The following is a 23,852-nucleotide window of genomic DNA, read 5'->3' on the forward strand; positions in this document are numbered from 1 at the left end:
ATGCCGCCCAACCACACTTAAAGACGCTACAGCTTATGACCGGCAAAAATAACGAAACACAAAATAGCTAGCGCTTTACTAAGAAAACACCAAACTTATACGTTTAAGACCACATATGCGGGGCAAGCATTGCGCCCTCTGTTTAGACTTTGCAACCCGCCAGCCGGAATGCAATATAAGTGTCATAAAACTCTTGGTAGACAGAAACTAGGTTTTATGTAGACGCAGCAGCGCGGCAAAATCCCCCTTAAAAAATACTTTAAAATTTGCCCGTGCTAACCCGCATACAGGCCGCCAATTTCTACCCGCAGCCCATTTGGTGTAAACTAGGGCCAAGACCAAACAACCCGCAACGGAAACACAATGAAAATAGCAACATGGATGGAACAGTCTGGCGTAGCGTTTGGCACAAGTGGTGCCCGCGGCTTAGTAAGTGCCATGACAGATGCCGTCTGTTGCGCGTACACCATGGGGTTTTTGCTGCATTTGCAAAATTTGGGCGAGTTTGCGCCCGGCAAGCCTGTAGCCCTTGCTGGAGATTTGCGCCCAAGCACCCCGCGCATTTTACGGGCCTGCGTTGCTGCGGTTGAAGCCCTAGGCGGTGTGCCCGTGTTTTGCGGCTATGTGCCAACCCCTGCGCTGTGCCACTTTGCCTTTGCGCGAGCTATGCCATCTTTAATGGTAACAGGCAGCCATATACCCGATGACCGCAATGGCATTAAGTTTAACCGCGCAAAGGGTGAGTTTTTAAAAACAGACGAAACAGCCATGAAAATGCAGGACGTAACCCTGCCCGATGGCTGGTTTGATGCACACGGTACCTTAACCCGCACCATAGACCTACCCGCCGTAACCGAAATTGAAGACGCCTATATAGACCGCTACCGCACTTTTTTTGGGGCAACTGCCTTAAAGGGTATGCGCCTTGGGGTGTACCAACATTCTGCCGTTGGGCGCGATGTGCTGGTGCGCCTGCTAGAAGCCCTTGGGGCTACGGTCGTGCCACTAGGCCGCTCAGAGCGCTTTGTCTCGGTCGATACAGAAGCCGTGCGGCCTGAAGATGTTGTGTTGGCCCGAGACTGGGCCACAACCCACGGCTTTGATGCCATTTTAACCACAGATGGGGACTCTGACCGCCCCCTGCTGGCAGACAAAAACGGCACATGGCTGCGCGGTGATGTGCTGGGTATTCTGGCCGCACAAACTTTAGGCGCTGGGAGTGTTGCAACCCCGGTAAGCAGTAACACAGCGCTCGAAAAATCTGGCGCGGTGCCCAACATATACCGCACGCGCATTGGCTCACCGTATGTCGTGGCAGCCATGAGCCACGCCGCACAGGCGGGCCAAGGCCCTGTCGTAGGGTACGAGGCAAATGGCGGCTTTTTGCTGGCCAGTGCCGTGCAACAAGAAGGCCGCACCCTAGACGCGCTCCCAACACGAGATGCCGTGCTGCCCATGCTCTGTGCCCTGGTAACAGCCAAAGCCCAAAAGCAAGACTTAAGCAGCCTTGTTGCCACTCTGCCGCCCCGCTTTACCGTAAGCGACAGGCTCAAAGATATGCCAACCACCCTAAGCCAGAAGCACCTTGAAGCCCTACGGGCCGCCCCCCAGCAAGGAGTGGCAAACCTTGGTTTAAGCACGGCCTGCGGCGTACTGTGCGATGTTGATGACACCGATGGCGTACGCATGAGCTTTGCCTCGGGCGAGATTGTGCACCTGCGCCCCTCTGGCAATGCACCAGAATTACGTGTGTATGTAGAAGCCGATAGCATACCCCGTGCAGAAACCTTGCTGGCACAAACCCTGCTGGCCGTGGGGGCATGGCGGGAGCACTAACCCCTGCCCGTGCCCTCCGGCCCGGTGCAGAGTCGGGCTGTACCAAAATACCCTGCCCCCACGCCGCCAATGGGCTAACAGAAATGTGAGACCCCGCCCTTGCACAGAGCAGACTTGTGCAAGGGCAGGGTTAGGAATTGACCACCACAAACCGCAGTGGCGTAAGGGCATGGGCACCTGCTAGGAGCGTGCAAAGCCGAAATGCGCTACTTGCCTATTTTATTTGCAGCGCAGCCCGGTAAATAGGCATAAAAAGCCGGAGCACCCTATGCCCTGTAAACACACCCCTGCGTTTTTGTGCCTATTATGGGGCGTTGCCCTACCAGCCTTGGCACACGCGCAAACCATGCAGGGTAGCAACGCGGCCCAACCCGCTGCGGGGCAAGGGCCGGTACAGGCTACAGCACAAGCAGCCCCCCTTAAACAAACTGTAGAAACAGACCCAGACCTGCCCACCATGCGTGTGGGCAACCTGTTTACCCCCCCTAATGGGCAACCCCGCTCTTATTGGGACGGGCTGGTGGGGCATGTGAGCATAGAAGGCGGCATTTCTGGCAACCCATGGACACACACAGGCCGCAACTTTGGCCAGTATTATATGGACAGGGCCAACACCGCGACCCTGAACCAGATTATGGGGTCTCTCTCGCACCCCATAACGCCTATAGGCGGCGGGTATGGGGTGGGTTTTGTTATAGAGGCCATGTACGGCTCTGACGCCCGCTACGACCCCACCATTGGCATGGGTGATGGCAGCCTGACAGGCCAATACCAATGGGCCCCCACCCAAATACACCTAGATGCCCACCTACCATGGATATTTAAACACGGCATAGATGTGCAAATAGGCCAGATGTATGGGCTTATGGGAACAGAGGGCACGCCTGCCTTGGCACGGCAGATGTATTCTTTCAGCTACGCCGCAGACTATATTATGCCCTTTGAAATGGTAGGCATTGTCGCCACCATGCACCTAAGCAAACATATGGACTGGATACTGGGCATTGATGCTGGCAGCTCTGTTACCTTTGGTGAGGCAGGCAATAACAGCCGCCCCAAAGGGTATTTTGGGTTTGCATGGAACAACCTGCTTGATGGCAGGCTGAACATTCATGCAGTGGGGCATTTTGGGCCGGGGGGCAATAATGGCCCCACCCGCATATCTGCCCTAGGGTGGAGCAGCGCGGGTATTGGCCCCAAGGCCAACCACCTGATGCAATACAACCCAGACGTGATGGTAACCTACCACGCCAGCAAAACCGTCTCTGTTACGCTTGATGCCACTTACCTGCATGATGACGCCACGCGCGATGATGCCTACGGTATTTCAACCTACCTAGCGTGGGACATAAACCCGTCTTTAACGCTTAATGCACGCGGGGAAATATTTAGGGATAATAACGGCGCGGTTATTAGCCAGTACACGGGCAGCATGGCGTATGTAAACGCCCTGCGTAACCAGCCTTATTCTTACTATAACGCGCCCCCCACCACTTATGGAGACCTGACCCTAGGCGCCACCTACCGGCCAGAAGCCATAAACCGGCATTTGGGCAAGGGCACTTTTACCCTGCGGCCTGAAATACGGCTTGATAAATCTTTAAATGGTACACGCCCCTTTAACCACGCAGGCACTGTAGACGCCCCCACCATAACCAATGGGGATGAAAACATGCTGACGTTTAACTGCGATGCTGTGCTGAGTTTTTAAGCCCCAAAGCTATGGGGAGTTATTGGAAAAGAGTTTTGCCCATTTAGCGACATTTTTACGCTAGGGCCTGTGCTTTTTGCCCCCTACTGCCGTGTAGCTACCTACCCCCTCCGCCCCCAAACAATGAGAGCCTTTAGGCTATTTTAAATGCGTAAAACTGAGAGAGGACATGGGGCTGTTTTGGCTGAGCACAGCGGCTTTTTGCAACGGCCATACTGGAGCAGTAGGGGCAAAAAATACTGCCCCTAAAACCGCCAAAGGCCTGCAAAGCCTGCAAAGAGTAACGGCTAAAACTACCCCACCCCATAAGGCTTACGGCCTGCCAGCCTTGTAAAGTGTGCGTCTGTTTAGGCTGCGTTTTGAGTGGGTTGTTCTGCCTGCATTCTTTTTTCAAAATACTTAGCAATAAAGACCAAAACACAGCCTATTGCGGCAAATGCGGCCGACAGCACGGGCAGCTTTGCGTAACTTTCTGGCCCGGCAACCAGCAAGCTACCCGCCCATGCGCCAATGGCGTTGCCTAGGTTAAACGAGCTTTGGTTCATGGCAGACGCAATATTGGGGGCCGAGCCGGAGCAGGTTACAACGTAAGACTGTAAAGGCGCCATGGGGGCGTAAATAAACACGCCCCATAAAAACAGGAGCGCAAGACAACTCCAAGCATACAGGCTACCGGGCACCAGCAGCAGTTGCACGGTGGTTACTGCCGCCATAAGGCCTGCGCACGAGGGCAGCATTTTCCAGTCTGCCAAGCGGCCACCCAACAGGTTACCAAGGCATAACCCGCCACCAATAAGCAGCAGCACAAGGTCTATGGTGTGGGCGGTAAAGCCGGTACGTATGTGCAAAAACGGCGTAATATACGTGAACAGAGAAAACATGCTGGCCGATGTAAAGAGGGAAACCAACATCATGGTGACCACCAAAGGCCGGGTCATGGCATGGAGCTGGGCGTACAGCCTTACAGGGGGGCCAGACACTTTGTCTTGCGGGATCCAGGCGTAAATGCTCAGCCATGCGGCAAGACCAATAAGGGCAATAAGCCCAAAAGCAACACGCCACGAACTAAACTGCGCCACCACTGTGCCCATAGGCACACCCAAAATCATGGCGAGTGTTAGCCCAATATAGACTAATGAGAGCGCTTTGGCCCGCTGGTGTGGCGGCACAAGTTGGCACGCCATAACAGAGGCCGCCCCGTAAAAAGTCCCATGCGAAAACGATGTAACCACACGGGCGACCATCAATGCCCAATAACCCGGTGCTACGGTGCTTAAGGCATTACCCAGCGTAAAAATAGCCATGGTAAGCAACAGCGTATAACGGCGGGAATAGGCATTGGTTAACACCGCCACAACCGGAGACGCCACCGTAACCCCAAGAGCATAGCCAGACACCAGCAGCCCGGCTTGGGCAATAGATACCCCCAGCCCGCTAGAAAGCTCGGGCAAGAGACCCATAACAATGGTTTCGGTTGTGCCAAGGCCAAAGGCCCCCACAGCAAGAGCAATTAGGGCAATAGGCAAAAAAGGCTCCTTTTACGGGCGGTGGGCGACGTTTTTACAACTACGTTTTAAAAAGACATAAATGAGCTATGCCTAAAAGCAAACAGCCTAACCGCTGCCCAACAGACACACCAGATAAACCGACCTGACTGGCGTGCAAAACACAGCCCCAAGCACAAGTTTACTAACGGCCAGAAAAAAACCGCCTAAGCCTACCAACCGTGTGTGTTGGAGAGAGTGGGGCGTGTACGCGGCACGCGGCCTGTTATGCCGCCTTAACGGCGGGCACGTAGCCTAGCGCAGGCGGAAGGTAGGAGATTTTTCAACACGCCTGACAAACCGCTGGAGTTCATCATGGTGCAGCAAAAAGACCTTGTTGGTTTTGGCCAGTTGCTGGGCGGGTATGGTGTAGGGCGCGTTAGAAACAACGGCAGCAAAGCGGGCACCGTAATGCTGGCGGGCGGCCGAGACCTGCTGCACGGCATCGTTGCCAACGGCTTTGGTGTAGAGTTTGCATTGTAAAATAATACGGGTGTTGCCCCGGCTGGCCACAACGTCTGCCCCTTGGTCTCCACACTCTGAGGTGGCTATGGCTTCCCACCCCATTTGGCGCAGAAGCCGGGCACAGTACCGCTCGTAATCGAAGGGGTCCATATCTGGGCTATAGACATCTGGGTTGCTCAGTTTTTGCTCAGGCGCGGGCGGCGTATCAAACGCAACTTGGTCTAGGTAGGCCAGCAAGGTGGGGGTGGCGCGCTCAAAATAGGCCTCGTAGCCTTGCTCGCTAAGGTGCGTGAGCATTTCGCGCTGCATAAAGGCGGTTTTTTCGCGCTCCCATTTATCGTAAATGGTGGTGCCATATGCGTTTTGAAACACAAGCTGCTTACGCCGAATTTGCAGCCTGTCTGCCAAAGACAGAATAAGCTGTTTGCCCGCCTGCACAGCCCCTTTAAAAGCCCGCCTGCGCCGGTATGCCAGCAGCAGTTTAAGCGCCACATACAGCCCCACGCCCCCCCCAAAAAACACAACAAAGCCATTATGCAACGGCAAGGCAAACGGCAAAGCAGGCAACCCCTGCAACACACCCCCCACTGTTTGGGTAAGGCTTTGCAGGGCCGTGCGTGCGGGTTCTGGCAAGGTATTTTCTAGTGCTGCGGTCGCTGAGTTCTCTGGCTGTGGCAGGGGCTTGTAGGCACTGAGTTGCAGCATACTACACGCAGGCGGCATACCACAGGGTATGGGCGCGTGCGCCCCTAGGCTATGCGCTACAGGAGGGCCCGTAAAAGCCCCCCCAGACCGGAGAGCGGAAGAGGCGGCAAAGGCGTGGGACTGAAAAGAAGTTGTTGCCTGCGCTGGCCCGGCCAAAAGCAAAAGGGCTGCGCAAACACTGTAACCGGCCTTCACCTACTCTTGTTCCTTCATGCTGGGGTTAGCCCGCTTGGGCCATTGTGGTGCTTGCTCTTACAGGAGCCGTGCGATTCTGGGTATGTTCTCTTTTTATTCTGGCCTATTTACGGCAAAAACAAAACCCCATAACGCTCTAACATGCTGAGTTTAAAAGGAATAAAGAAACGCCCGCGCACAAAGTGCCCGGGCGTTGCCCAATTTTACCCAAGCACTCCGGCCAAGAGGCTGTTTTTTAAAATGCCGCATTGCGGGCTGGCCGGGTGTTTGGGGGACCAAAGAGCCTACACGGGGCAGACCCTTTGGGGGAGTTTGGTTGTTAGGCGGCTGGGGTACCTTGGCCTACCAGCACATCCATTAAGCGACGAGAAAACGCGTTAACGTCTTTAGGGGGTTCGCCATTTTGGATGCTGGCCACATCAAGAAGAATATGGGCCAGTTCATCCACTGGTTCACCCGCTTTAACCTTTTGGGCCAAGCGGTGCACCAGCGGGTGGGCGGGGTTAAGCTCAAGCACGGGGGTAACGCCCGGTAGAGCCTGACCGCTACGCTGCATAAGTTTTTGCAGTTGCAGGTCTGGCCCGCCCTCTGGCGCGGTGAGCACCATAGCGCTGCTCACCAGACGGTCTGTTGCTTTTACGTCAGACACGGCCTCACCCAAGGCTGTTTTAAGGGCTGGCAGCAGGGTGTCCATATCGGCTTTTTCGGCATCGGTTTCTGCCGGAGCGCCAAATTTTTCAAGGTCGGTTTGGCCTTGGGCCACGTTGCGCAGGGTCTTGCCTTCAAAAGAAGACAGGCGGTCTGGCCAGAAAGAGTCTACTGGGTCTGAAAGCAGCAGCACTTCAATACCGCGTGCCTTGAACCCTTCAATCTGGGGGGAGGATGCCAGTGTTTCCGCGTTATCGCCGGTCAGGTAGTAAATGGCGTCCTGCTCGGGCTTCATGCGGCTGATATAGTCATCAAACGAGGTCAGCCCTTCAACCGCGGTAGAGCGGAAGCGGCTTAGGCCCGCAACTTCTGTGCGGTGGGCGGCGTCGTCCCACATGCCTTCTTTGAAAATGGGGCCGAAATTTTCCCAGAAGGTTGTGTAGCTTTCTGCGTCTTTGGCGCGGGTTTTTAGCTCGCCCATTACCTTGCTGGTAACAGCTTTACGAATACGGGCCAGAACCGGGGTGGCCTGCAACATTTCACGCGAGACGTTAAGCGGCAGGTCTTCTGTATCAACCACACCCTGCACAAAGCGCAGCCATGGGGGCAGAATATCGGCCTCATCTGTAATAAACATGCGGCGCACATGCAGGCGAATGCGGCTTTCGCGCGTTTGCTCGGCATATTCAAACGGGCGGCTACCGGGCACAAACAGCAGGGCAGAAAATTCCATCATGCCTTCTGCACGCCAATGCAGGGTGTCCCACGGGGTATCAAAATTGTGGGTTAGATGGCGGTAGAACTCGTTAAGCTGCTCTTCCGTAACATCACCTTTGGCTTTACGCCACAGGGCTGTGCCTTCGTTTGCGGCTTCTTCATTACCATCACGCAAAATGGTGACAGGCCATGCAATATGGTCTGACCATTTGCGGATAATAGCCTGCAAGCGCCAGCTGTCCAAAAACTCATCTGCATCTTCTTTAATGTGCAGAATAATGTCTGTGCCCGCTTTTTCGCGCGTTGCGGGTTCGAGCGTGTAAGAGCCTTTACCGTCCGATGTCCAGCGCCATGCCTCATCTGCCCCAGCGCGGCGGGAGATAACATCAACCTTATCTGCCACCATAAAGGCTGCGTAAAAGCCAACACCAAACTGGCCAATAAGGTTAGGGCGGTCTTCTGGTTTAGCGTCTTGCAGTTGTTTGCCAAAAGCACGGGTGCCAGAGCGGGCAATGGTGCCAAGGTTGGCCACCAGCTCATCACGCGTCATGCCTGACCCATCATCGGAAATGGTGAGCAGGCGGGCGTCTTTTTCTGGGTCGATGCGAATTTTGGCATCTTCTGGCAGGGCGCGGGCGCCATCTGTCAGGGCTTCAAAACGGCGGCGGTCTGTGGCGTCTGCTGCGTTGGCCACAAGCTCACGCAGAAAGATTTCACGCTCGGAGTAGAGCGAGTGCACCACGAGGTCGAGCAGGCGCCCAACTTCTGCACTAAATTCGCGGGTTTCGGCCCCTTTGGCACCGTTTGCTGCGTCTGTCATAACTCTCAAACTTCTCCGTAACCTATTGCATTTCAAGCGTGGCGCCGTTTGCCCTTAGGCCAAAGGGCACCACCTTTGCACGGGTTTAGACATGTGCTGTCGGGCAGAATTTTTCAATATCTCCCAACGCATTGGGGTGTGGTTTTTGCCTTTATTGGTTTTTCAGGCTTTTGGCTGAACACTCCCCGGTGCGGAAGTAAGACCATTCTTCACACATGCGGCCATCTGGCAGGTGGCAAATACCGTACTGGCCTGCTTTGCCTGAGCGTATTTCCAGCCGCCCTCCGGCATCTAGGCAATGGACGGAGGCAGGGTTAGCCATGCCAATACGGCGTTGGGATTGGGGCTGAGAAACAGGCCGAGCCTGCCCCACAGCCTGCGTATTGGGCGGGCTTACCGGCTGGCTACCCACCAAAGCAGGCTGCACCAGCTTGGGTGCCCCTTGCTCAGGCTCTGCCGCCCGCACCCCGTAGGGTTGCGTAAGAGCCAAACCCATAAGGCAAGCCAGAGAGGCAGCCCCCACCCGTCCAAAAGCCAAACTGTTACGCATGTTTAACGCTCCTTATTGTGCACACTTAAGACAGTATCCTAGCAGGCCGTGGCACTACCTAGCTCTTCTTTAAGCGTGCTTTTACCCTACCCAGAACCTTACCCCATTTTGGCCACCCTTTGCGGCAAATATAGGCCCTTAGTGCACCAGCCTGTTGCTGGCAGCCTGTAAAGGAGCGCCACCTTATGGCTGCCTACCAAGACCCCAAAACCCTACCCACCTTATACCAGCGCATACGCGCTGGCCTGTGGCGTATGGTGCGCAGTACGGCCCGCCACCTAACCCCACGCCAACGCCCGCTAGCCGTTTTTACCATGGTGTATAACGAGCACACACTGCTCCCCCTTTGGGCCGCCTACTTTGTGCGCCAAGTAGGGGCTGGCAATGTGTATGTGCTAGACCACGGTAGCGACAGCCTGCCCCCCCTGCCGGGCTGCACCATTGTGCCCATACCCCGGCTGGATGTTGATGAAATTCAACGCACATGGCAGGTGCAGCGCTTTCAACGCGCTCTGTTGCAACGCTATAAATTTGTGCTGTTTACAGACTGCGACGAGTTTGTGGTGGCCCGACCAAGCCGCTACCCCACACTGCGCGCCTACGCGCAACAAACCCCTTACCAGAGCATACGCTGCGTGGGGGTTGATGTTGTGCAACACGCCCCAGACCTACCCCCTGTTGCGTGGCACAAACCTATTTTGATGCAGCGGCCTTATGGGGCTATTCGGCCTTGGTCGTGCAAAACGCTGCTTTCGTCTGTGCCGCTATCGTGGCAGCCGGGCTTTCATAGCTGTGACCAACCCAGTGTGCTGGACACAGATTTATGGATGTTTCACCTGAAATATGCAGACCAGACACACCTGCTTAAGCGGCTGGCTTTAACCCGCTCTCTCAACTGGAGTGCACGCGCCATAAGCCTTGGGCATGGCAACTCGCACCGGGCGCAAGACCAAGCTATGCTCAATTTTTTAGAGCAGATGCAAGCCACACGCTCAGACACAAACCTTGAAAGCCTAGACATAGAAAACACCGTACAACACGGTGAAGATACAGACCTGCACCGCATACCCGAGGCTTTTTTACACGCCTTTTAAGACTAAAGGCGCAGGCCCGGTTTAAGAGCTCTGCGCCTTTGCGGGTTTAACTGGCATACAGCCTGCAAACTGGGCTTAAGCGGTGGCAGACTGCCCCGCGCTGCGTTTAAGGAGCAGCATAGCCAGAAGGTAGACTAAAAGCCCACCAACAGACAGTATGGCCCCACCAATACCCAAAGAGCCATAACCGTAATTATGGGCCAGCAGTACACTCCCCAAAGAAGCCCCAAGGGCATTGGCAATATTAAAGGCCGAATGGTTAAGAGAGGCTGCAAGGGTTTGCGCGTCTCCTGCAAAATCCATCAAGCGGGTTTGCAGGGCTGGGCCTAGAGCGTTAACAAATGTTGGCACCAAAAAAACATCGAGCGCCAAAGCCGGTACAGTGTGCAGCACGCTGGCAAAAACCACCATAACGACTGCACTCCCACCTAAAGCCAGCAACGCGGCTAGGTTGATGTTACGGTCAACCAGCCATGCCCCCACATTGGCACCGGCCAGCATGCCTACCCCCCACAGCACCATAAAGGCCATAACGCCCCACTCTGGCACCTGCGTAATATGCACCAGCACGCTGGTAAGGTAGGTATAAATGGCAAACATACCCCCAAACCCAATGGCAGCCGTAAGCAGGGTAAGCAGCACCTGCGCGTTGCCAAGAGCTTTGACCTCTCGCAGGGGGGAGTTTTTACGGTTGGGGGTATCGGCTGGAATAAAGCGCAGCACACCCAAAAAGGTTACAAACCCCATAAGCCCAATAAGCAGGTAAGCCACACGCCAGCCAAAATGGTCTGCCGCAAAGGTAGAAAACGGTGCCCCAACCAAAGTGGCAATGGCAATACCAGACAGCACGCGCCCCACTGCCCAGCCGCGCCGGTTACGCTCAACCATAGAGGCCGCCACCAAGGCAGAAATACCAAAAAGCGCCCCATGCGGTAGGCCTGTAATAAAGCGGGCTACCTCAACAAGGCCAGATGTTGGCATGGCAATACTAAGCAGGTTACCAAATGCAAAAAGCACATAAAGCACCAGCAACAATTCCCGGCGGGAAAGTCTGGCACCCAAAATGGTAATAAGGGGTGCCCCTACCACAACCCCCAGCGCGTAAGCTGTAATGGCATAACCTGCATCTGCCGTGGACAGGCTGAGCGATGCCGCAAATTCGGGCAGCATGCCCATAATGGCAAATTCACCTGTACCCACCACAAAGGCGCCAAATGTTAAAAGGGCCAAAGCGGCAGTTCTGCCATGGGGGGCTTCTACCAACGGTATGGCGCTGCCGGGTGTAGGCTCTGTTGTCATTCATACACTCTCATGAAAAAGAAAATGCGCACGGCACCCCGCACTCAGTCCCGCACGGTGGTGGCGGCAAGACGGGCTATGCTTATGTCATCTTCTGTGCTGGCGCCTGATACCCCAATACCACCTAAAATGGCACCCTTGGCGTTACGAATAACCACGCCCCCACCAAAACTTGTAAGGCCGCCGTTTGTGGCCTCTAGGGCGTAGGCCTCTCCGTTGGGGTGGGCCACCTTGGCAAACTCTGCGCTATCCATATGAAATAGCGCGGCCGTACGGGCTTTTTTGTGGCTTACATCAATAACGCCCAAAGGCACGCCGTCCATACGGGCAAATGTTACAGGCCATGCTGTGGCGTCTACAATGGTAACACACACTTGCACACCCATACGCTCGGCTTCGTCCAACGCGGTACGAAGCATTAACGCGGCGTCACGCAGTTTCATGCTTTACTCTTCTGTTTTTTGTAAAAAAGAAGCGAAGCTTGAGCAGTGCACCTGCCCCCGCGCAAGGGGCTAAAACGCAAAACGTGCTTTATTCAGCGTGGTTGAACCTCGGCCTTTTGAGCAAGGCGGGTCATGGCCCAGCTTAGGCGCACCAAACGCGCGGCCGGGTAGTCTGGGGCGGGGCCAGTAATGCAAATGCTGGCCGTAACCTCACCTTGCTCCCGCCACGGAATGGCCACACCATGTATGCCTTGGTGGTAAGCCGCTAGGTCTAGGGCGTAACCTTGTGCACGCACTGCTTCTATACTGGCCAATTGTGCAGCCTGCTGTGCCGGAGGGCACCGCGCCAGCACACGCCGCCCCAGGTCGGGCACAAAGGCTAAAAACACCAACCCCACGGCAGAGCCTTCTAGCGGTTCGCGGCGGTACAGGTCTGGCGTAATAGTATGGGGGGTGTGCAGGTTAATAATATCAAGGTAACTGGCTTCATCGCCGCTTGGTACGGCAAGCCATACAGTTGCCTGTGTTGTGCGGGCAATATCTTCTAAAAGCGGACGTAAGCGGGCCCGCAGGCTCTGGTCGTCTGACAAGACCCGCGCCAAATTGAGAATACGCCCACCAAGGTAATAACGTATATCGCCCGCACGGCGCTGGACGTAACCAAGGTGCATGAGCGTTTGCAAAATATTATGCACCGTGGTTTTGCCTAAGCCCGAGGCTTCAGCAATATGCTGTAGCCTGGCCCCACCGCCAGCTTGTGCAATGAGCTCCAAAATCATGGCGGAACGCTCAACCGACTGGATAAGTTTTGGGGCTTTTTGCATGCTGCGCCAGTGTTACCTTACTTTACCCACTGGCAATAAAAGCAAGCATGGGGCTGTGTAAACGTGAAAAACGCGCCCTACCCGCCTTTTTGGCACGCTCTCACTTGGTCTCTCAACACCACATCTTGGCGGGCAATTTCAGGCAAGGCCACCAAGTTTAGGTTTTGGCGTAACTCTGCCGCTGCCTGCTGCTGAAAGGCAGCAGGCCACGGCGTAATATGTGGGCAAATAGGCTGCGGTAAAACCGCCTTACACCCCAATAGGCACGCAATTACCCCTACTGCCGCACACCGCAGGGCCACACGTGGGGCCGCTTTACGCATCTTTGGCATCTAGGCGGCTTAGCAATTGAGCCGTATTTTGGGGGCCTGTCGCTTGGGCTTGAGCCATAGCTGCTGTGGTTGTGGTAAGGACTTTAGCCTGTGCAGTATTTTGTGCACTCTGGTTAACGGCCTGTGCATTGCGACCTGCTTTTGTTGCATACGCCACAAGTAAAATGAGAGCTGCAACCACAAAAGTTGCAAGCCCCCACCAGAAATAGGCCATCATACCGTGCCAGTTACGCCTGTATGCGCCGCAGAGCTTGGCACCACAAGCGTAGCCCCATTGCCTGTACCATGTGCCGTGTTGGTTTTAGCGGCGGCAACCGCCGTATTAAGCCCCTGCAACACCTGTGTTGCCCCCACCAACACGCCCTCAAGGTCAAATGCTAGGCGGCTCGATAACGTGGGCAAAAGGCCATCAATAACAAACGTTGTGCCGTTGCTAACTTTAAGCACATTCGCACTTAATGCTTTACCACTCAGGGTGGCAAAAAGGGCTTCAGCCGCATTAACAAGAGCACTGATGGTGGGTGAGGAAGAAGACAGAGAACTGCTCATGAAAAACCTTTTTTAGGGGAGTGTTTTTTGCTGTGGTACAGTAGCCGTGGCATTAGCCGCATGCTTACCGTTAAGCCCTACTGTGTTGATGACCAGATAAAGGGGCAACAATTTACTCCCCACTGCCGGGCGCGGCCAAAAAAAAGCGATAACAGCACAAAGACTTACTAAAAAAGACCCCAAAACCGAAAGACCCGCCACCCATTGTGCGGGCAAAAAGGGCAAGACATACTGAAACGCTGCCACAAGGTAGGCTGTTGGATCCATTACGTAACCCCCATAGCATTTTGAAAATAAGGCGTGGCCTGAATAATATTTCCGGCTCCTTTATTGGTGTTGTAATATGTTTTCCAAAATGTAGCCCAAGCCGTTGCGTTGTAAGCCGGGGGTAAGGCCATGGGGGCGCGGTAGAGCTGCACACGGCACATAGCCGCCGCATAGAGTGGCGTATCTGCCAAGCGCTGTGCACACGCCCCCTTGCCCCCCAAAAGCCCTATAAGAGCTGTTTGCAAAGCAGGCCTGAAGCGTATGAAATTAGCCCATGCATCATCATGAGTTGCGGGCTCCATTTGCCAAAAACCTAAAGCAGGGCCAGAGCCTATTTGCTTTATGTAGCGGTAACCTGCGCTTTCTGTATTACCAATACCTAGCACCCCTTGCTGGGCAGAAAGGGTATTAAGGCTTGCAGGCAAAGCTGCCAAAGCGGGTTGTACCCACAAAGCATGCACATGCGGTAAATACAGGCCGCTCATGAATGCAAAGTTTCAAAAAAATGCAGGAGAGAGGCCCCATACATGCCAATAAAGCCTGAAAGGGCAAGTAATACCCCCCAAGACCATTTTAGCCCCCTGAATAAAAGAGAAATGGCACGCAGAATATCATCAACCGAGCCTTTTACGTTTTCGGTAAGGGTTTTAAGGTCTTTTGTGTCACGGTCTTGGCGCTCACCGCGCATGCGGCCTTCGGTCTGTACCTCAACCAATTTAAGCTGTATTGTGGTAACACCTTGCTCTAGGTCTGTAATACGCCTTTCATGGTCGTTGAGACGTGGCACAAGCGCTGTGGCTTGTGGTGTGTCTTGTGCTGTGTTTGTCATGGTTTTCCGGCTTGTAAAAAGGGGGAGAACGCCCTACCAAAAGCCCGTTTTTAAATAAACACAGCCATATGGCGGCTTACGCTCACTACGCCCCATATGGCACGCCATAATATAAACAAGGCTGAGAAACCATAGAGGGCAAAAGCTGGCGTACTGCTGACCATGCAGCCGCACAATAGAGCGCTGCCCAAGCCCCATTTGCTTTTTTCAAATATACACAAACACAAAGCCGCCAAAAGAGGTGTTTTAAACGTGGCTTTGCTCAGCCTGGCTGCCTATTTGGCAGCGGCAAGCTCACTCTTTTTGCCCAAACACAGCAAGAGCGTGGCTAAAGCCGCCTCTTTCACCGCAAAAAACAGTGCTATTTCTCACTTCTGACGACTCGAGGCAGATTGGCAAACATTCAGCACACACCACACACGCCCTACTGTGTAACAGGCGTTTGTGCGGCCCGGCGGGATGCAAGGCAGGCGGCCCGCATACGCTCAACCGTAAGATGAGGCGTTGGCCCGGTAAGCTGGCTTCTGTAATTTTTACAAGCCAGTGTGTCGTTAGGGTAGCGTTTATGATCACCCCCACAGGCTGTAAGTAGGGCCGCGCAGAGTGTAACACAAGCTAAGCGTTTCATGGCCACCGCCTTCTTTATTTTTATACCTAGCATTAAACACAAAAAGAGGGCTGTGGTTTCCTAAGAAACACACAGCCTCCAAACGCTTTAGAAAAAGAAAAATTCTTTAAAAAGAGGCAGACACTGTGCCGTAAAACGTGCGTGGGGTCATGGGGTATGCCGTATAGTTTGCGGTATCACCAACCGCAAGAGAAGACCACGTGCGGGCGTTGGTAAGGTTATAAATATTAAACTGAAGCGTTAAATTATTAACGTGGGGAATGTTATAGAAAGAATAGCGTGCACTATACCCCATGGTAAAGCGTGGTGGAGCATAAAGCGTATTGGTATAGGTGCCGGGGCGTTGTGCCATCCACTCACCATTCACTTGCGTTTGGAAAGCACCGACATTGTACCTTAGCACAAACTTATCTGACCAAACGGGAATACCGGGTACGGTCTTATTTTTAGCAAGGTAAAGCTCTGTGCCGTCTGTAAAGTTATTATCATAACGGCTCTTAATATAAGAGACCGCATCATAAAGAGAAAAATGCTGATTAAATTTTAAGGTAAATGATAAATCAACACCATCGGTTGTCACATCACCAAGGTTGGCAATGGTAGTACCTACACCAGATATACCGGCGTCTGGTTTTTTAATTGCTCCAAGACGGTCATAGAAATTAACGTGATAATATTCTAACTGCCCACTAATGCTATCAAGAAATTTTGAGTTAATAGGGCGGAATGTTCTTAACCCCGCCTCATATGTCCATGATGTTTCGGGTTTTCCGTGCTTTTTAAAGTCTTCAAATTCGGCTTGAGAACTTACCCCCCACGGCGATGTTGTACCGTAACCACTTTCTGCAAACGAGTTCATATTTTTCTGTATATTTACAAAAACTTGCTCATGGCGGGTAAAGTCCCACACCATGCCAACAGCTGGCAAAAAGGGTTTGAAGGCAGAAATTGTTCCACCCGCAGCCGTTTGTGTGTTGCTGTCTAAGGTCTTAGAGCCCGTTGTATTTGTTGCCAAAGACTGCGGTAACGCCGCCACTGGCAATGTACCATTTGTGTTAACCTGCTCAAGCTTCATACCCGCCATAACGGTAAGGTTGGGTAAAACTTTCCAGGTATCTTGCACATGAAAAACAAAGGTATCTGTGTAAAATTTATTTTGCCATTGCGTAAAAAGTGGGTCTTTAGGGGTTTGATAGGGGGTAAGCGTGTTGGTAGCAGACAATGCATACCAACGCCTTGCGGCTTCGTTATTGTTTCTTTCGTACCAAATACCTGTTTCAATATTATGGTGCCCTACACGGTAATGGAACGTGCTGGTTAGGCCTCCACGGTAATCTGTATATTCAGTTGTACGAGTGGCAAACCCTGTGCCGCCAGTTTTGTTCCAGACTGTAGGGTCAATACCTTTTTGAGAGTAGGTAAATTGTCCATTTTTAATATATTTGCTTGCTGATGGGTCGAGATATGTACCCAGAATTGTTAAAATTGCATTGGTACGAATAGAAGTCGCAACAACACCTGCACCATCATCATAATGGAAATACAGGTTATTATCCCACGTGAGGTGAGAGTTAAATCTGTGAGATATTTTCAGATACGTTAAAAAATCTGTACGTTGTGCAGATGAGAAATAATATTGGTTGTTAGGGGCCGCCGGCGCTTTTGATTTTGAGGACATAGACGGATAATTAGCCATAGCCGCAGCAAGGTCTGGATAAAAAGCCCCGCGTGTGTACTGCTTTGTTGGGTCTGTTAACCAGTCGTTGCTGTTAATGCTCAACCCTTGCGTGTTTGGCTCTGACTTGTTTTGCCAATCAAAATAAGCAGTGATTTTTGTTTTTTCGCCTTTATGCAAAAATTTAGCATTAACCTGATACCCTCCCTGCCGGTTGGCACCATTGAGGTTCCACGCTCTGGCATCTTGCCGGGAAAAAGCAAAATAGGCTGAGTTATTATTGCCAAAATTTCCAGTATCAACACGCGCAAAGGTACGGAAGGTGTTGTAGCTGCCAAAAATTTGTTTAACGGTCGCGCCCGCTTTTTTCTTGGGGTCTGCGGTTGTAAAGTCGATCGTACCACCAAGATTGCTAGACGACGCCGTGCCCAAAGCCCCTGTGCCAGAGGAGAGCGCTACTTTGGAAATATCTTCACTAATGGCTGCACGCTGTGGAGATAGGCCATTATAGTTGCCATAGGCCCCCGCACCCAATGGAATGCCATCAAGCGTATAGCCAAGCTGTGTGGTAGAAAAACCATGCACGTAAATGCTGGAGTTCTGTTCGTTATTGCCCCATGGATCAACGTTGGTGAAGGTAACACCTGGCAGAATACTCAGCGCCTGCAAGGGGTTTTGGCCGGGCATGGTGGCCTGCATTTGCTCGCCGCCCACTGTCATGACAGAGCGGGTCTGGCGGCCTGTGGCAACAATCTCTTCTTCTCCGCCAGCATAAACATGTTTGGCGTGCCCTTTAGGGAACTGGGCCTTTTCAATAACCAAAGTACGGGGGGAAGACTGGTGCACAGTAAAGCTGCCCTTTTTCACAAGCTGCTTTAGGGCCTCAACATCGCTCATTTTACCAGACACAACATAGGGGCCAGACAAGTGGCGGGTGTCTTCTGTATTCGCAAGCACAGACAGGCCGCTTTGTTTTTGAAAGGCGGCCAAAGCATCTGAAAATGTATGCGCAGAAATGTTGAATGTATGCGTTTGTGCATGGGCCTGCGTAAAATATGCACTCACCGATAACACACAAACTGCCGAAATGGGGCTGACAAAACGCATACGTGAGAAATCCCTTGTAGAGGTGCTGTTACCTACAAGAAGAAAAGCCTCATGTTTTTTGACAAAATTTTTAGTGACGGTTTTATGACAGTGCCGCTCGGGCGTTTTGTGGGAATATTACAGTTTTATGAATCCCTTCTTTTTTCTTTAACCGAATCATAAAATTCTCCATACGTACCGCCGCATGCAAGCCTGCTATGCCCTGCACCGTACCCCTAAACACACCTTACTTTATGGGTGCCCTCTTACTGGGTGATTTTTCAGGATAAATGACCAGACAGATCTCTCTTGTGCGCAAAGCAGTGCAAAACAAAGGCAAGCCCGCCACCACATTGCCAGATGCCCTGCATTTAAAATGGATTGCCGAGCACATTATGCCCTGCGAGCCAGCTTTACGCTCTTGGCTTAATAGCTCTGTAAGGTGCCGCACCACGGTAGATGATATTATACAAGAATGTTATGCCCGCTTTTGCTCGCTTGATGTAAGCGGCATTACCAATGCGCGAGGGTATTTTTTTCGTATGGCGCGCAATTTACTTATTGAAACATCGCGCCAGAACAATATTCATTATTTAGCGTCTTACCTTGATATTCCAGAAAATTTTCTGAAAGATGAAACCCCCTCTGCCGCAGAGCATTACGAGACAAAACGCGAGCTTGACTGGTTACGCAGAGAAATGCTGCACCTGCCCTCTCCTGAAAAAGAAGCCTTTTTTTGGCGCAAAATTCATAACCTCCCCTACGATGAAATTGCCCTACGCTTGGGCGTGACAGAACGCTCGGCCAGACGCTATGTTATGAGCGGATTAACTAAATTAATGCAAAAACGTGATTCTCGGACACCGAAATAAGAGAACGAACTGGCTTGAATAAACGTGACCTATTTCAACAAAGACAACGCTACGCCGCCGCCCACCCCGCTGCCCTTTGATACAGAAAGCAGCAGGCAAGACCAAGCATGCCAGTGGCTTATAGAAAATGACCTTTCAACGCTACCTGATGAAGAAAACAGTGATTTTCAGAAATGGCTTAATCAAGACAGTCGTAATTTAGGGGCTTATATACGCGCCCATGTGCACTTTGAATCGCTCAATTATATACGCACAGCGCCCCCACCAACTTGCACCCCGCAGAGCCCACCGCCTTTAGCGCGCCGGGCTTTTTTGTCTCAGGCTATGGTAGCGGGGGTTGCCGGGTTAGGCCTTTTGCTACAGCCAGATATGACTACGGCTGATGATGGAACTTTTTTACTCAAAAATTCCAAATTATTGCCTAGGCATGTTTTGTTAGAACAAGATGAAGTTGTGCTTGACGTTAAAACTGAAGCCCATAGCAAGCATGTTACAAAACGAATGATAGCCGATATTGTAACAGGTCGTATGGGCGTAAAGGTTAAAAACGGCTTGCAGCTTCATGCCCAAAATATGGTATTTAAAGGAGACTGCCTTGATTGTGATGTGGTTTTAACTCACAACAGCTTAGAGGTGGCCTTATATAACGGCGCATTAACGTGGCACCACGCCACACAGCGCGGCGTAAGCCAGTCGCCCTCTCTCTTAACGTTTCGGCAAAACCCTACCAAAGGGCTTATTGCTCAAAGCCTTAACTTGACGGCTCAAGATATACAAAAACACAAAGCATGGCGGTATAATCAGGCTATTTTTGATAGAACATCTCTGACTGAGGCCGCCGCCATTTTGAACCATTATACAACACGGCCTGTCTATATTGCCAGCAAGCGCCTAGCCCAGGCCCATGTTTCTGGCACGTTTGGTTTTGGTATGCCCGAAGACTTTGCGCAGGCTGTCTGCACTCTTTTTAAATGCCACCAACACCCAACCGCACAGAATATTGTTTTGGCAGATGCGTAATGCTCGCACTGGGGCACTTGCTAAAAGCTGCGCAACACTCTTACACGCAGCAACTCTGCCAGAATAAGAGCACCGTGAGCATAATAGCGAGAGATAATTTTTTTGGAAGGAATGCAGGAAGATGGTGGGCGCAACAGGGATTGAACCTGTGACCCCTACCATGTCAAGGTAGTGCTCTACCGCTGAGCTATGCGCCCACCATCTTTCTGCTGGGGCGGTTTCTAACCTTCTTGCCTTAAAAGCGCAACCCCACAATTATGAGGGAATGAAAAATTTTGCACCCTCTCTTATTCGCCGGGGCCTGAGCCGGATATTTGCGCCAGATACCGCGCAAACACCCCAGCAAGCTGGCCTAGCAACCCCACCACCAGTGGTGGTGGTAGGAGAGGTCGGGCTGCCTGTAGTTTTGGCCTCACCCCATTCTGGCCAGTATTACCCCGCCCCTTTTGTGCACGCCAGCCGCCAGCCTTTAGCTGTGCTACGCAGTGGGGAAGACAGCTTTGTAGAAGAACTGGCAGCCCCAGCCCAAGCATTAGGCCCACCTTTGCTTTATGCAACATTCCCGCGGGTGTATTGTGATGTAAACCGGGCCGCATGGGATATGGACCCCCGCATGTTTGAAGGGCCGTTACCCGCATTTTTAAAACCCACACATAGGGCGCTGTCTGGCCTTGGGTCTGTGCCGCGCATTGTGGCAGATAACCGGGCCATATACCGTACCCGCCTGCCGTTTATGGAAGCAGCAACCCGCATTAAAGACTGCTGGATGCCCTACCACGGCACATTAGCGCAGGTGCTACAGGCTACTCACGCCCGCAACGGCATGGCCTTGCTGCTAGACCTGCACTCCATGCCCGACGCCCCCGAAGCAGGAAACCCCGATTTTGTGTTAGGAGATGGGCACGGCGTAACCTGCCCCGAGCGCTATGTGGCCTGCGCTGAAAACACGCTGGGGGCCATGGGCTTTAAAACCTTACGCAATACCCCTTATGCAGGCGGGTATATTACCCAGCATTATGGCCGCCCCCATGACGGGTTTTATGCCCTGCAACTCGAAATGCGCCGTAGCTTATATATGGACGTAACCACCCGCACCAAAACGCAAGGCTTTGCCGCCCTAAGCACAGCCTTGGCAGAATTGGTGCAAGCGCTCTTGGCACTTACATAATCAGCATTACGAAAGAGACCTGAAACTAAAATCTATTTTTAGAATCACCTAGAATAGGTTAGCCGGTTCTACACTCAGGCAATGACAGGTATGTGTGCCCGCAAAGCCGCCAATGCAGCCACAACACGACCCTGCCTACCTTGTTTACAGTTTTTAAAATAGCGGCCTGTCGCGTTACAGCCCAAGCATAAGGGCAATGTTTTGCAAGGCCGCGCCAGACGCCCCTTTGCCCAGATTATCTAGCCGGGCGGTTAAGAGCGCTTGCCGGTTACGGGGGCTGCCATGTACGCGCAGTTCCATGCCGTCACTGCCTGACAGAGCCTCTGCCGACAGCGTGCTTTCAGCGTTTAGCACGCGCACTTTGTCTTGCCCGGCATAGCGGGTGGCCAGCGCAGTGTGCAGGTCTTCAGCACTGACGCTGCCATTCAAGTCATCTAGGTGGAGGGGGATAGAGACAATCATGCCACGGGCAAAATGCCCGACAGAGGGCACAAAAACAGGCCGCCGCTTTAGCCCTGCATGCAGGTGAATTTCGGGCACATGTTTATGCTCAAGCCCTAGGCCATATAGCTCAAACGCTGGGCCGCCTTCCTGCTCGTGCGCTTCTATCATGCTGCGGCCGCCACCCGTGTAGCCACTTATGGCGTTAATACAAACCGGGTACTGGGCACTAAGCAACCCGGCATCAACCAACGGACGCAGCAGCGCTATGGCCCCGGTTGGGTAGCAGCCGGGGTTAGAAACGCGCGGCGCACCAGAAATAGCCTCAGCTTGCGCGGCTGAGAGTTCCGGAAAGCCGTAAACCCAACCAGGTGCCGTTCTAAACGCCGTACTGGCATCGAGCAGGCGTGGTGCGTTAGCGCCCAGAGTTTCGGCCATTTCCACAGCCTCGCGCGAGGCGGCGTCGGGCAGGCACAGCACAACAAGGTCTGCTGCGGCCATGGCCTCTTTACGGGCTGCGGGGTCTTTACGGTGGGCGTGGTCGATAGAGTGCAGGGTTACCGGCAAAGTGGCCAGACGTTCCCTGATTTCCAGCCCGGTGGTGCCTGCTTCACCATCAATGAAAATAGTAGGGTTTTGCGTCATGCCGTTTCTCTCTTTGCCGCTACCTGTGGGCAGGGCTTAACTATGCGGGTTACAGGCTCTTTTAGAGTGCGCTATGGTTTTTGCCCACGCCTTTCTTTTGGCATAGTAAAGGCTAACGCCCCATACGTAAAAGGGGCATGCCGTGGTTTTTGAGACAAAGGCTCCTTATGCCCCAACACACCCAGCCGCCCAGCCCCCCAACATGCCAGCCAGATACCAGCGCACAGCCAATGGCTGAGCAACAAGCCGCCTACGAGATAACACGCCTCGCGGCCCTTATGGCACGCCTGCGCGACCCCAATGGCGGCTGCCCGTGGGACCTCGAGCAAACCCCACAAACCTTGGCCCCCTACGCCATTGAAGAAGCCTACGAAGTGCTAGACGCCATACAACGGCAAGACTGGCAGGCTTTTCCGGATGAATTGGGCGACCTGTTGCTACAAGTGGTCTACCAAGCGCAACTTGCACGGGAAGCCGGGCAGTTTAACCTTGCCACAGTAGCCCGCATGGTGACGGAAAAAATGATACGCCGCCACCCCCACGTAACCTTTGGCCCAGACGTGCTCGGCACAGCACAAAAACCAAACACGCCTACACCAAATACCCCCGACACCGCCGCCCTACCCGGCCAGTGGGAAGCATTAAAGGAGCAAGAACGTAAAACACTGGCCAAAAGTGGCAAACCTTCTGGGGCTTTGGCGGGCGTTGCGCCTATGCTGCCTGCTTTGCTCCGCGCCTCCAAAATTGCAGGCCGTGCCGCACGCGTAGGTTTTGACTGGCCAGAAGTTGCAGGCGTAGTGGCCAAAGTGCATGAAGAAATGGAAGAGTTTGCCGTTGAAATGGCCAGCGGCAACAAAGCCCGCATGCAAGATGAACTCGGCGATGTGCTTTTTTCTATTGCCAGCCTAGCACGCCGCCTAGAGCTAGACCCCGAAGCCTGCCTACGCCAAGCCTGCAACAAATTTACCCGCCGCTTTGAAGCCGTAGAAGCCAAACTGGCCACACAGGGCCTATCTATGCAAGACCGCCCTGTAGAAGAGCTGGACAGCTTATGGCAACAGGTCAAACGCGAACAAGGCTAGGTTCTTAGTGGCCGCATTTGAGAACTGCCTGTGCGGCAGTGAAGACGGGCCTGTGTCTCCATCTCCATATTGTTTCTTTCTGAGCTGCCTGCGCGGCAGTGAAGTAGACGTTAACCAGCATAAACCATTTTAGTGCAATGGTTTATGCTGGTTTTACCGTTTTACCCCTTTTTTAGAGGGGAAACCTATCTCTTTAATTTTAAAAGGTCTTTTTATAATAACAAATGGCAGGTTTAGGGGACAATTTGAGGATGTGATCTGAGTTTTTCAGTTTTCACTGAAATGATAGAACATTTGATAGACGCGTCGTATCGTATCACACACGCAAAAACCCCCAGTCCGTTTCCGGACTGGGGTTCACGGTGCGTTAGCATTGTAAATTGATTTGGTTGCGGGGGCAGGATTTG

Annotated in this window: 24 protein-coding genes and 1 tRNA gene; 8 read left to right on the plus strand and 17 right to left on the minus strand. The window is 52.9% G+C overall.

What is annotated here, in order from left to right; translation table 11 throughout:
* The first annotated feature begins 381 nt into the window (after positions 1 to 381).
* From Abor_RS08530 to Abor_RS08540, 3 genes are all read left to right on the plus strand, one after another.
* Positions 382 to 1,836, plus strand: coding sequence for a phosphomannomutase (locus Abor_RS08530; RefSeq protein WP_181014221.1), 1,455 nt, complete (start codon positions 382 to 384; stop codon positions 1,834 to 1,836).
* A gap of 268 nt (positions 1,837 to 2,104) precedes the next feature.
* A complete protein-coding gene (locus Abor_RS08535; RefSeq protein WP_048841442.1) occupies positions 2,105 to 3,547 on the plus strand; it encodes an outer membrane beta-barrel protein in 1,443 nt (480 codons plus the stop codon).
* Between the two features lie 169 nt (positions 3,548 to 3,716).
* A complete protein-coding gene (locus Abor_RS08540) occupies positions 3,717 to 3,881 on the plus strand; it encodes a hypothetical protein (RefSeq protein WP_158319727.1) in 165 nt (54 codons plus the stop codon).
* A gap of 13 nt (positions 3,882 to 3,894) precedes the next feature.
* On the opposite strand, the gene Abor_RS08545 is transcribed toward Abor_RS08540, so the two are convergent.
* From Abor_RS08545 to Abor_RS08560, 4 genes are all read right to left on the minus strand, one after another.
* On the minus strand, positions 3,895 to 5,073 hold the full coding sequence (locus Abor_RS08545) for an MFS transporter (protein WP_048841443.1): 1,179 nt from the start codon (positions 5,071 to 5,073) through the stop codon (positions 3,895 to 3,897).
* Positions 5,074 to 5,346: 273 nt separating this feature from the next.
* On the minus strand, positions 5,347 to 6,456 hold the full coding sequence (locus tag Abor_RS08550) for a restriction endonuclease (protein WP_048841444.1): 1,110 nt from the start codon (positions 6,454 to 6,456) through the stop codon (positions 5,347 to 5,349).
* A 319-nt stretch (positions 6,457 to 6,775) separates the two neighbouring features.
* Positions 6,776 to 8,641: a molecular chaperone HtpG gene (htpG, locus tag Abor_RS08555; protein ID WP_048841445.1), complete on the minus strand. Its 1,866-nt coding sequence runs from the start codon at positions 8,639 to 8,641 to the stop codon at positions 6,776 to 6,778.
* A 151-nt stretch (positions 8,642 to 8,792) separates the two neighbouring features.
* Positions 8,793 to 9,191, minus strand: a complete 399-nt coding sequence (locus tag Abor_RS08560; RefSeq protein ID WP_052946404.1) for a putative hemolysin — start codon at positions 9,189 to 9,191, stop codon at positions 8,793 to 8,795.
* Between the two features lie 185 nt (positions 9,192 to 9,376).
* Here Abor_RS08560 and Abor_RS08565 point away from each other — a divergent pair, with 185 nt between their 5' ends.
* Entirely contained in the window at positions 9,377 to 10,285 is a 909-nt protein-coding gene (locus tag Abor_RS08565; RefSeq protein ID WP_048841446.1) for a glycosyltransferase family 2 protein, read from the plus strand.
* A 75-nt stretch (positions 10,286 to 10,360) separates the two neighbouring features.
* On the opposite strand, the gene Abor_RS08570 is transcribed toward Abor_RS08565, so the two are convergent.
* The 11 genes from Abor_RS08570 to Abor_RS08620 all read right to left on the minus strand — a co-directional run bounded on the left by Abor_RS08570 (position 10,361) and on the right by Abor_RS08620 (position 18,238).
* Positions 10,361 to 11,584 carry an MFS transporter gene (locus Abor_RS08570; RefSeq protein WP_048841447.1) on the minus strand — a complete coding sequence of 408 codons (1,224 nt, stop codon included), beginning with the start codon at positions 11,582 to 11,584 and terminating at the stop codon, positions 10,361 to 10,363.
* 44 nt (positions 11,585 to 11,628) lie between these two features.
* Positions 11,629 to 12,027 carry a GlcG/HbpS family heme-binding protein gene (locus tag Abor_RS08575; protein WP_048841448.1) on the minus strand — a complete coding sequence of 133 codons (399 nt, stop codon included), beginning with the start codon at positions 12,025 to 12,027 and terminating at the stop codon, positions 11,629 to 11,631.
* A gap of 92 nt (positions 12,028 to 12,119) precedes the next feature.
* On the minus strand, positions 12,120 to 12,851 hold the full coding sequence (locus Abor_RS08580) for an IclR family transcriptional regulator (RefSeq protein WP_048841449.1): 732 nt from the start codon (positions 12,849 to 12,851) through the stop codon (positions 12,120 to 12,122).
* 77 nt (positions 12,852 to 12,928) lie between these two features.
* Positions 12,929 to 13,183: a hypothetical protein gene (locus tag Abor_RS08585; RefSeq protein ID WP_048841450.1), complete on the minus strand. Its 255-nt coding sequence runs from the start codon at positions 13,181 to 13,183 to the stop codon at positions 12,929 to 12,931.
* Complete coding sequence (locus Abor_RS08590; protein WP_048841451.1) at positions 13,167 to 13,400, minus strand: hypothetical protein; 234 nt, start codon at positions 13,398 to 13,400, stop codon at positions 13,167 to 13,169. The genes Abor_RS08585 and Abor_RS08590 overlap by 17 nt, the downstream gene beginning before the upstream one ends.
* The gene (locus tag Abor_RS08595; RefSeq protein ID WP_048841452.1) at positions 13,397 to 13,732 is read right to left on the minus strand and encodes a hypothetical protein; all 336 of its coding nucleotides are present in this window, start codon (positions 13,730 to 13,732) and stop codon (positions 13,397 to 13,399) included. The genes Abor_RS08590 and Abor_RS08595 overlap by 4 nt, the downstream gene beginning before the upstream one ends.
* 12 nt (positions 13,733 to 13,744) lie before the next feature.
* Positions 13,745 to 13,999 carry a hypothetical protein gene (locus Abor_RS08600; RefSeq protein ID WP_048841453.1) on the minus strand — a complete coding sequence of 85 codons (255 nt, stop codon included), beginning with the start codon at positions 13,997 to 13,999 and terminating at the stop codon, positions 13,745 to 13,747.
* The gene (locus tag Abor_RS08605) at positions 13,999 to 14,484 is read right to left on the minus strand and encodes a hypothetical protein (RefSeq protein ID WP_048841454.1); all 486 of its coding nucleotides are present in this window, start codon (positions 14,482 to 14,484) and stop codon (positions 13,999 to 14,001) included. Before Abor_RS08605 ends, Abor_RS08600 begins: the two co-directional genes overlap by 1 nt.
* Positions 14,481 to 14,828, minus strand: a complete 348-nt coding sequence (locus Abor_RS08610) for a hypothetical protein (RefSeq protein WP_048841455.1) — start codon at positions 14,826 to 14,828, stop codon at positions 14,481 to 14,483. The genes Abor_RS08605 and Abor_RS08610 overlap by 4 nt, the downstream gene beginning before the upstream one ends.
* Positions 14,829 to 15,252: 424 nt before the next feature.
* Entirely contained in the window at positions 15,253 to 15,456 is a 204-nt protein-coding gene (locus Abor_RS08615; RefSeq protein WP_048841457.1) for a hypothetical protein, read from the minus strand.
* Positions 15,457 to 15,562: 106 nt separating this feature from the next.
* Positions 15,563 to 18,238 (minus strand): TonB-dependent receptor, encoded by a 2,676-nt coding sequence (locus tag Abor_RS08620; protein ID WP_052946405.1) that lies wholly within the window; start codon positions 18,236 to 18,238, stop codon positions 15,563 to 15,565.
* A gap of 269 nt (positions 18,239 to 18,507) precedes the next feature.
* Here Abor_RS08620 and Abor_RS08625 point away from each other — a divergent pair, with 269 nt between their 5' ends.
* Positions 18,508 to 19,089 carry an RNA polymerase sigma factor gene (locus tag Abor_RS08625; RefSeq protein WP_048841458.1) on the plus strand — a complete coding sequence of 194 codons (582 nt, stop codon included), beginning with the start codon at positions 18,508 to 18,510 and terminating at the stop codon, positions 19,087 to 19,089.
* Positions 19,090 to 19,113: 24 nt separating this feature from the next.
* Positions 19,114 to 20,109, plus strand: coding sequence for a FecR family protein (locus Abor_RS08630; protein WP_048841459.1), 996 nt, complete (start codon positions 19,114 to 19,116; stop codon positions 20,107 to 20,109).
* 122 nt (positions 20,110 to 20,231) lie between these two features.
* On the opposite strand, the gene Abor_RS08635 is transcribed toward Abor_RS08630, so the two are convergent.
* Positions 20,232 to 20,306, minus strand: a tRNA-Val gene (locus tag Abor_RS08635).
* Between the two features lie 68 nt (positions 20,307 to 20,374).
* Between Abor_RS08635 and Abor_RS08640 the strand changes: the two genes are divergently transcribed.
* Positions 20,375 to 21,277, plus strand: a complete 903-nt coding sequence (locus Abor_RS08640; protein WP_048841474.1) for an N-formylglutamate amidohydrolase — start codon at positions 20,375 to 20,377, stop codon at positions 21,275 to 21,277.
* A gap of 174 nt (positions 21,278 to 21,451) precedes the next feature.
* On the opposite strand, the gene argC is transcribed toward Abor_RS08640, so the two are convergent.
* On the minus strand, positions 21,452 to 22,363 hold the full coding sequence (gene argC, locus Abor_RS08645; RefSeq protein ID WP_048841460.1) for an N-acetyl-gamma-glutamyl-phosphate reductase: 912 nt from the start codon (positions 22,361 to 22,363) through the stop codon (positions 21,452 to 21,454).
* A gap of 167 nt (positions 22,364 to 22,530) precedes the next feature.
* On the opposite strand from argC, the gene mazG reads away from it, so the two are divergent.
* Positions 22,531 to 23,445: a nucleoside triphosphate pyrophosphohydrolase gene (mazG, locus tag Abor_RS08650; protein WP_232014997.1), complete on the plus strand. Its 915-nt coding sequence runs from the start codon at positions 22,531 to 22,533 to the stop codon at positions 23,443 to 23,445.
* The last annotated feature ends 407 nt before the right edge of the window (positions 23,446 to 23,852 follow it).

Source organism: Acetobacter orientalis (assembly GCF_000963965.1).
Taxonomy (GTDB): Bacteria; Pseudomonadota; Alphaproteobacteria; order Acetobacterales; family Acetobacteraceae; genus Acetobacter; species Acetobacter orientalis.

Bases quoted from the DNA above. Each gene is read 5' to 3' on its own strand.
- Abor_RS08530 (WP_181014221.1), top strand. From the start codon at position 382: ATGGAACAGTCTGGCGTAGCGTTTGGCACAAGTGGTGCCCGCGGCTTA.
- Abor_RS08535 (WP_048841442.1), top strand. From the start codon at position 2,105: ATGCCCTGTAAACACACCCCTGCGTTTTTGTGCCTATTATGGGGCGTT.
- Abor_RS08540 (WP_158319727.1), top strand. From the start codon at position 3,717: ATGGGGCTGTTTTGGCTGAGCACAGCGGCTTTTTGCAACGGCCATACT.
- htpG (WP_048841445.1), bottom strand. From the start codon at position 8,641: ATGACAGACGCAGCAAACGGTGCCAAAGGGGCCGAAACCCGCGAATTT.
- Abor_RS08560 (WP_052946404.1), bottom strand. From the start codon at position 9,191: ATGCGTAACAGTTTGGCTTTTGGACGGGTGGGGGCTGCCTCTCTGGCT.
- Abor_RS08565 (WP_048841446.1), top strand. From the start codon at position 9,377: ATGGCTGCCTACCAAGACCCCAAAACCCTACCCACCTTATACCAGCGC.
- Abor_RS08570 (WP_048841447.1), bottom strand. From the start codon at position 11,584: ATGACAACAGAGCCTACACCCGGCAGCGCCATACCGTTGGTAGAAGCC.
- Abor_RS08575 (WP_048841448.1), bottom strand. From the start codon at position 12,027: ATGAAACTGCGTGACGCCGCGTTAATGCTTCGTACCGCGTTGGACGAA.
- Abor_RS08580 (WP_048841449.1), bottom strand. From the start codon at position 12,851: ATGCAAAAAGCCCCAAAACTTATCCAGTCGGTTGAGCGTTCCGCCATG.
- Abor_RS08585 (WP_048841450.1), bottom strand. From the start codon at position 13,183: ATGCCAAAGATGCGTAAAGCGGCCCCACGTGTGGCCCTGCGGTGTGCG.
- Abor_RS08590 (WP_048841451.1), bottom strand. From the start codon at position 13,400: ATGATGGCCTATTTCTGGTGGGGGCTTGCAACTTTTGTGGTTGCAGCT.
- Abor_RS08595 (WP_048841452.1), bottom strand. From the start codon at position 13,732: ATGAGCAGTTCTCTGTCTTCTTCCTCACCCACCATCAGTGCTCTTGTT.
- Abor_RS08600 (WP_048841453.1), bottom strand. From the start codon at position 13,999: ATGGATCCAACAGCCTACCTTGTGGCAGCGTTTCAGTATGTCTTGCCC.
- Abor_RS08605 (WP_048841454.1), bottom strand. From the start codon at position 14,484: ATGAGCGGCCTGTATTTACCGCATGTGCATGCTTTGTGGGTACAACCC.
- Abor_RS08610 (WP_048841455.1), bottom strand. From the start codon at position 14,828: ATGACAAACACAGCACAAGACACACCACAAGCCACAGCGCTTGTGCCA.
- Abor_RS08615 (WP_048841457.1), bottom strand. From the start codon at position 15,456: ATGAAACGCTTAGCTTGTGTTACACTCTGCGCGGCCCTACTTACAGCC.
- Abor_RS08620 (WP_052946405.1), bottom strand. From the start codon at position 18,238: ATGCGTTTTGTCAGCCCCATTTCGGCAGTTTGTGTGTTATCGGTGAGT.
- Abor_RS08625 (WP_048841458.1), top strand. From the start codon at position 18,508: ATGACCAGACAGATCTCTCTTGTGCGCAAAGCAGTGCAAAACAAAGGC.
- Abor_RS08640 (WP_048841474.1), top strand. From the start codon at position 20,375: ATGAAAAATTTTGCACCCTCTCTTATTCGCCGGGGCCTGAGCCGGATA.
- argC (WP_048841460.1), bottom strand. From the start codon at position 22,363: ATGACGCAAAACCCTACTATTTTCATTGATGGTGAAGCAGGCACCACC.
- mazG (WP_232014997.1), top strand. From the start codon at position 22,531: ATGCCCCAACACACCCAGCCGCCCAGCCCCCCAACATGCCAGCCAGAT.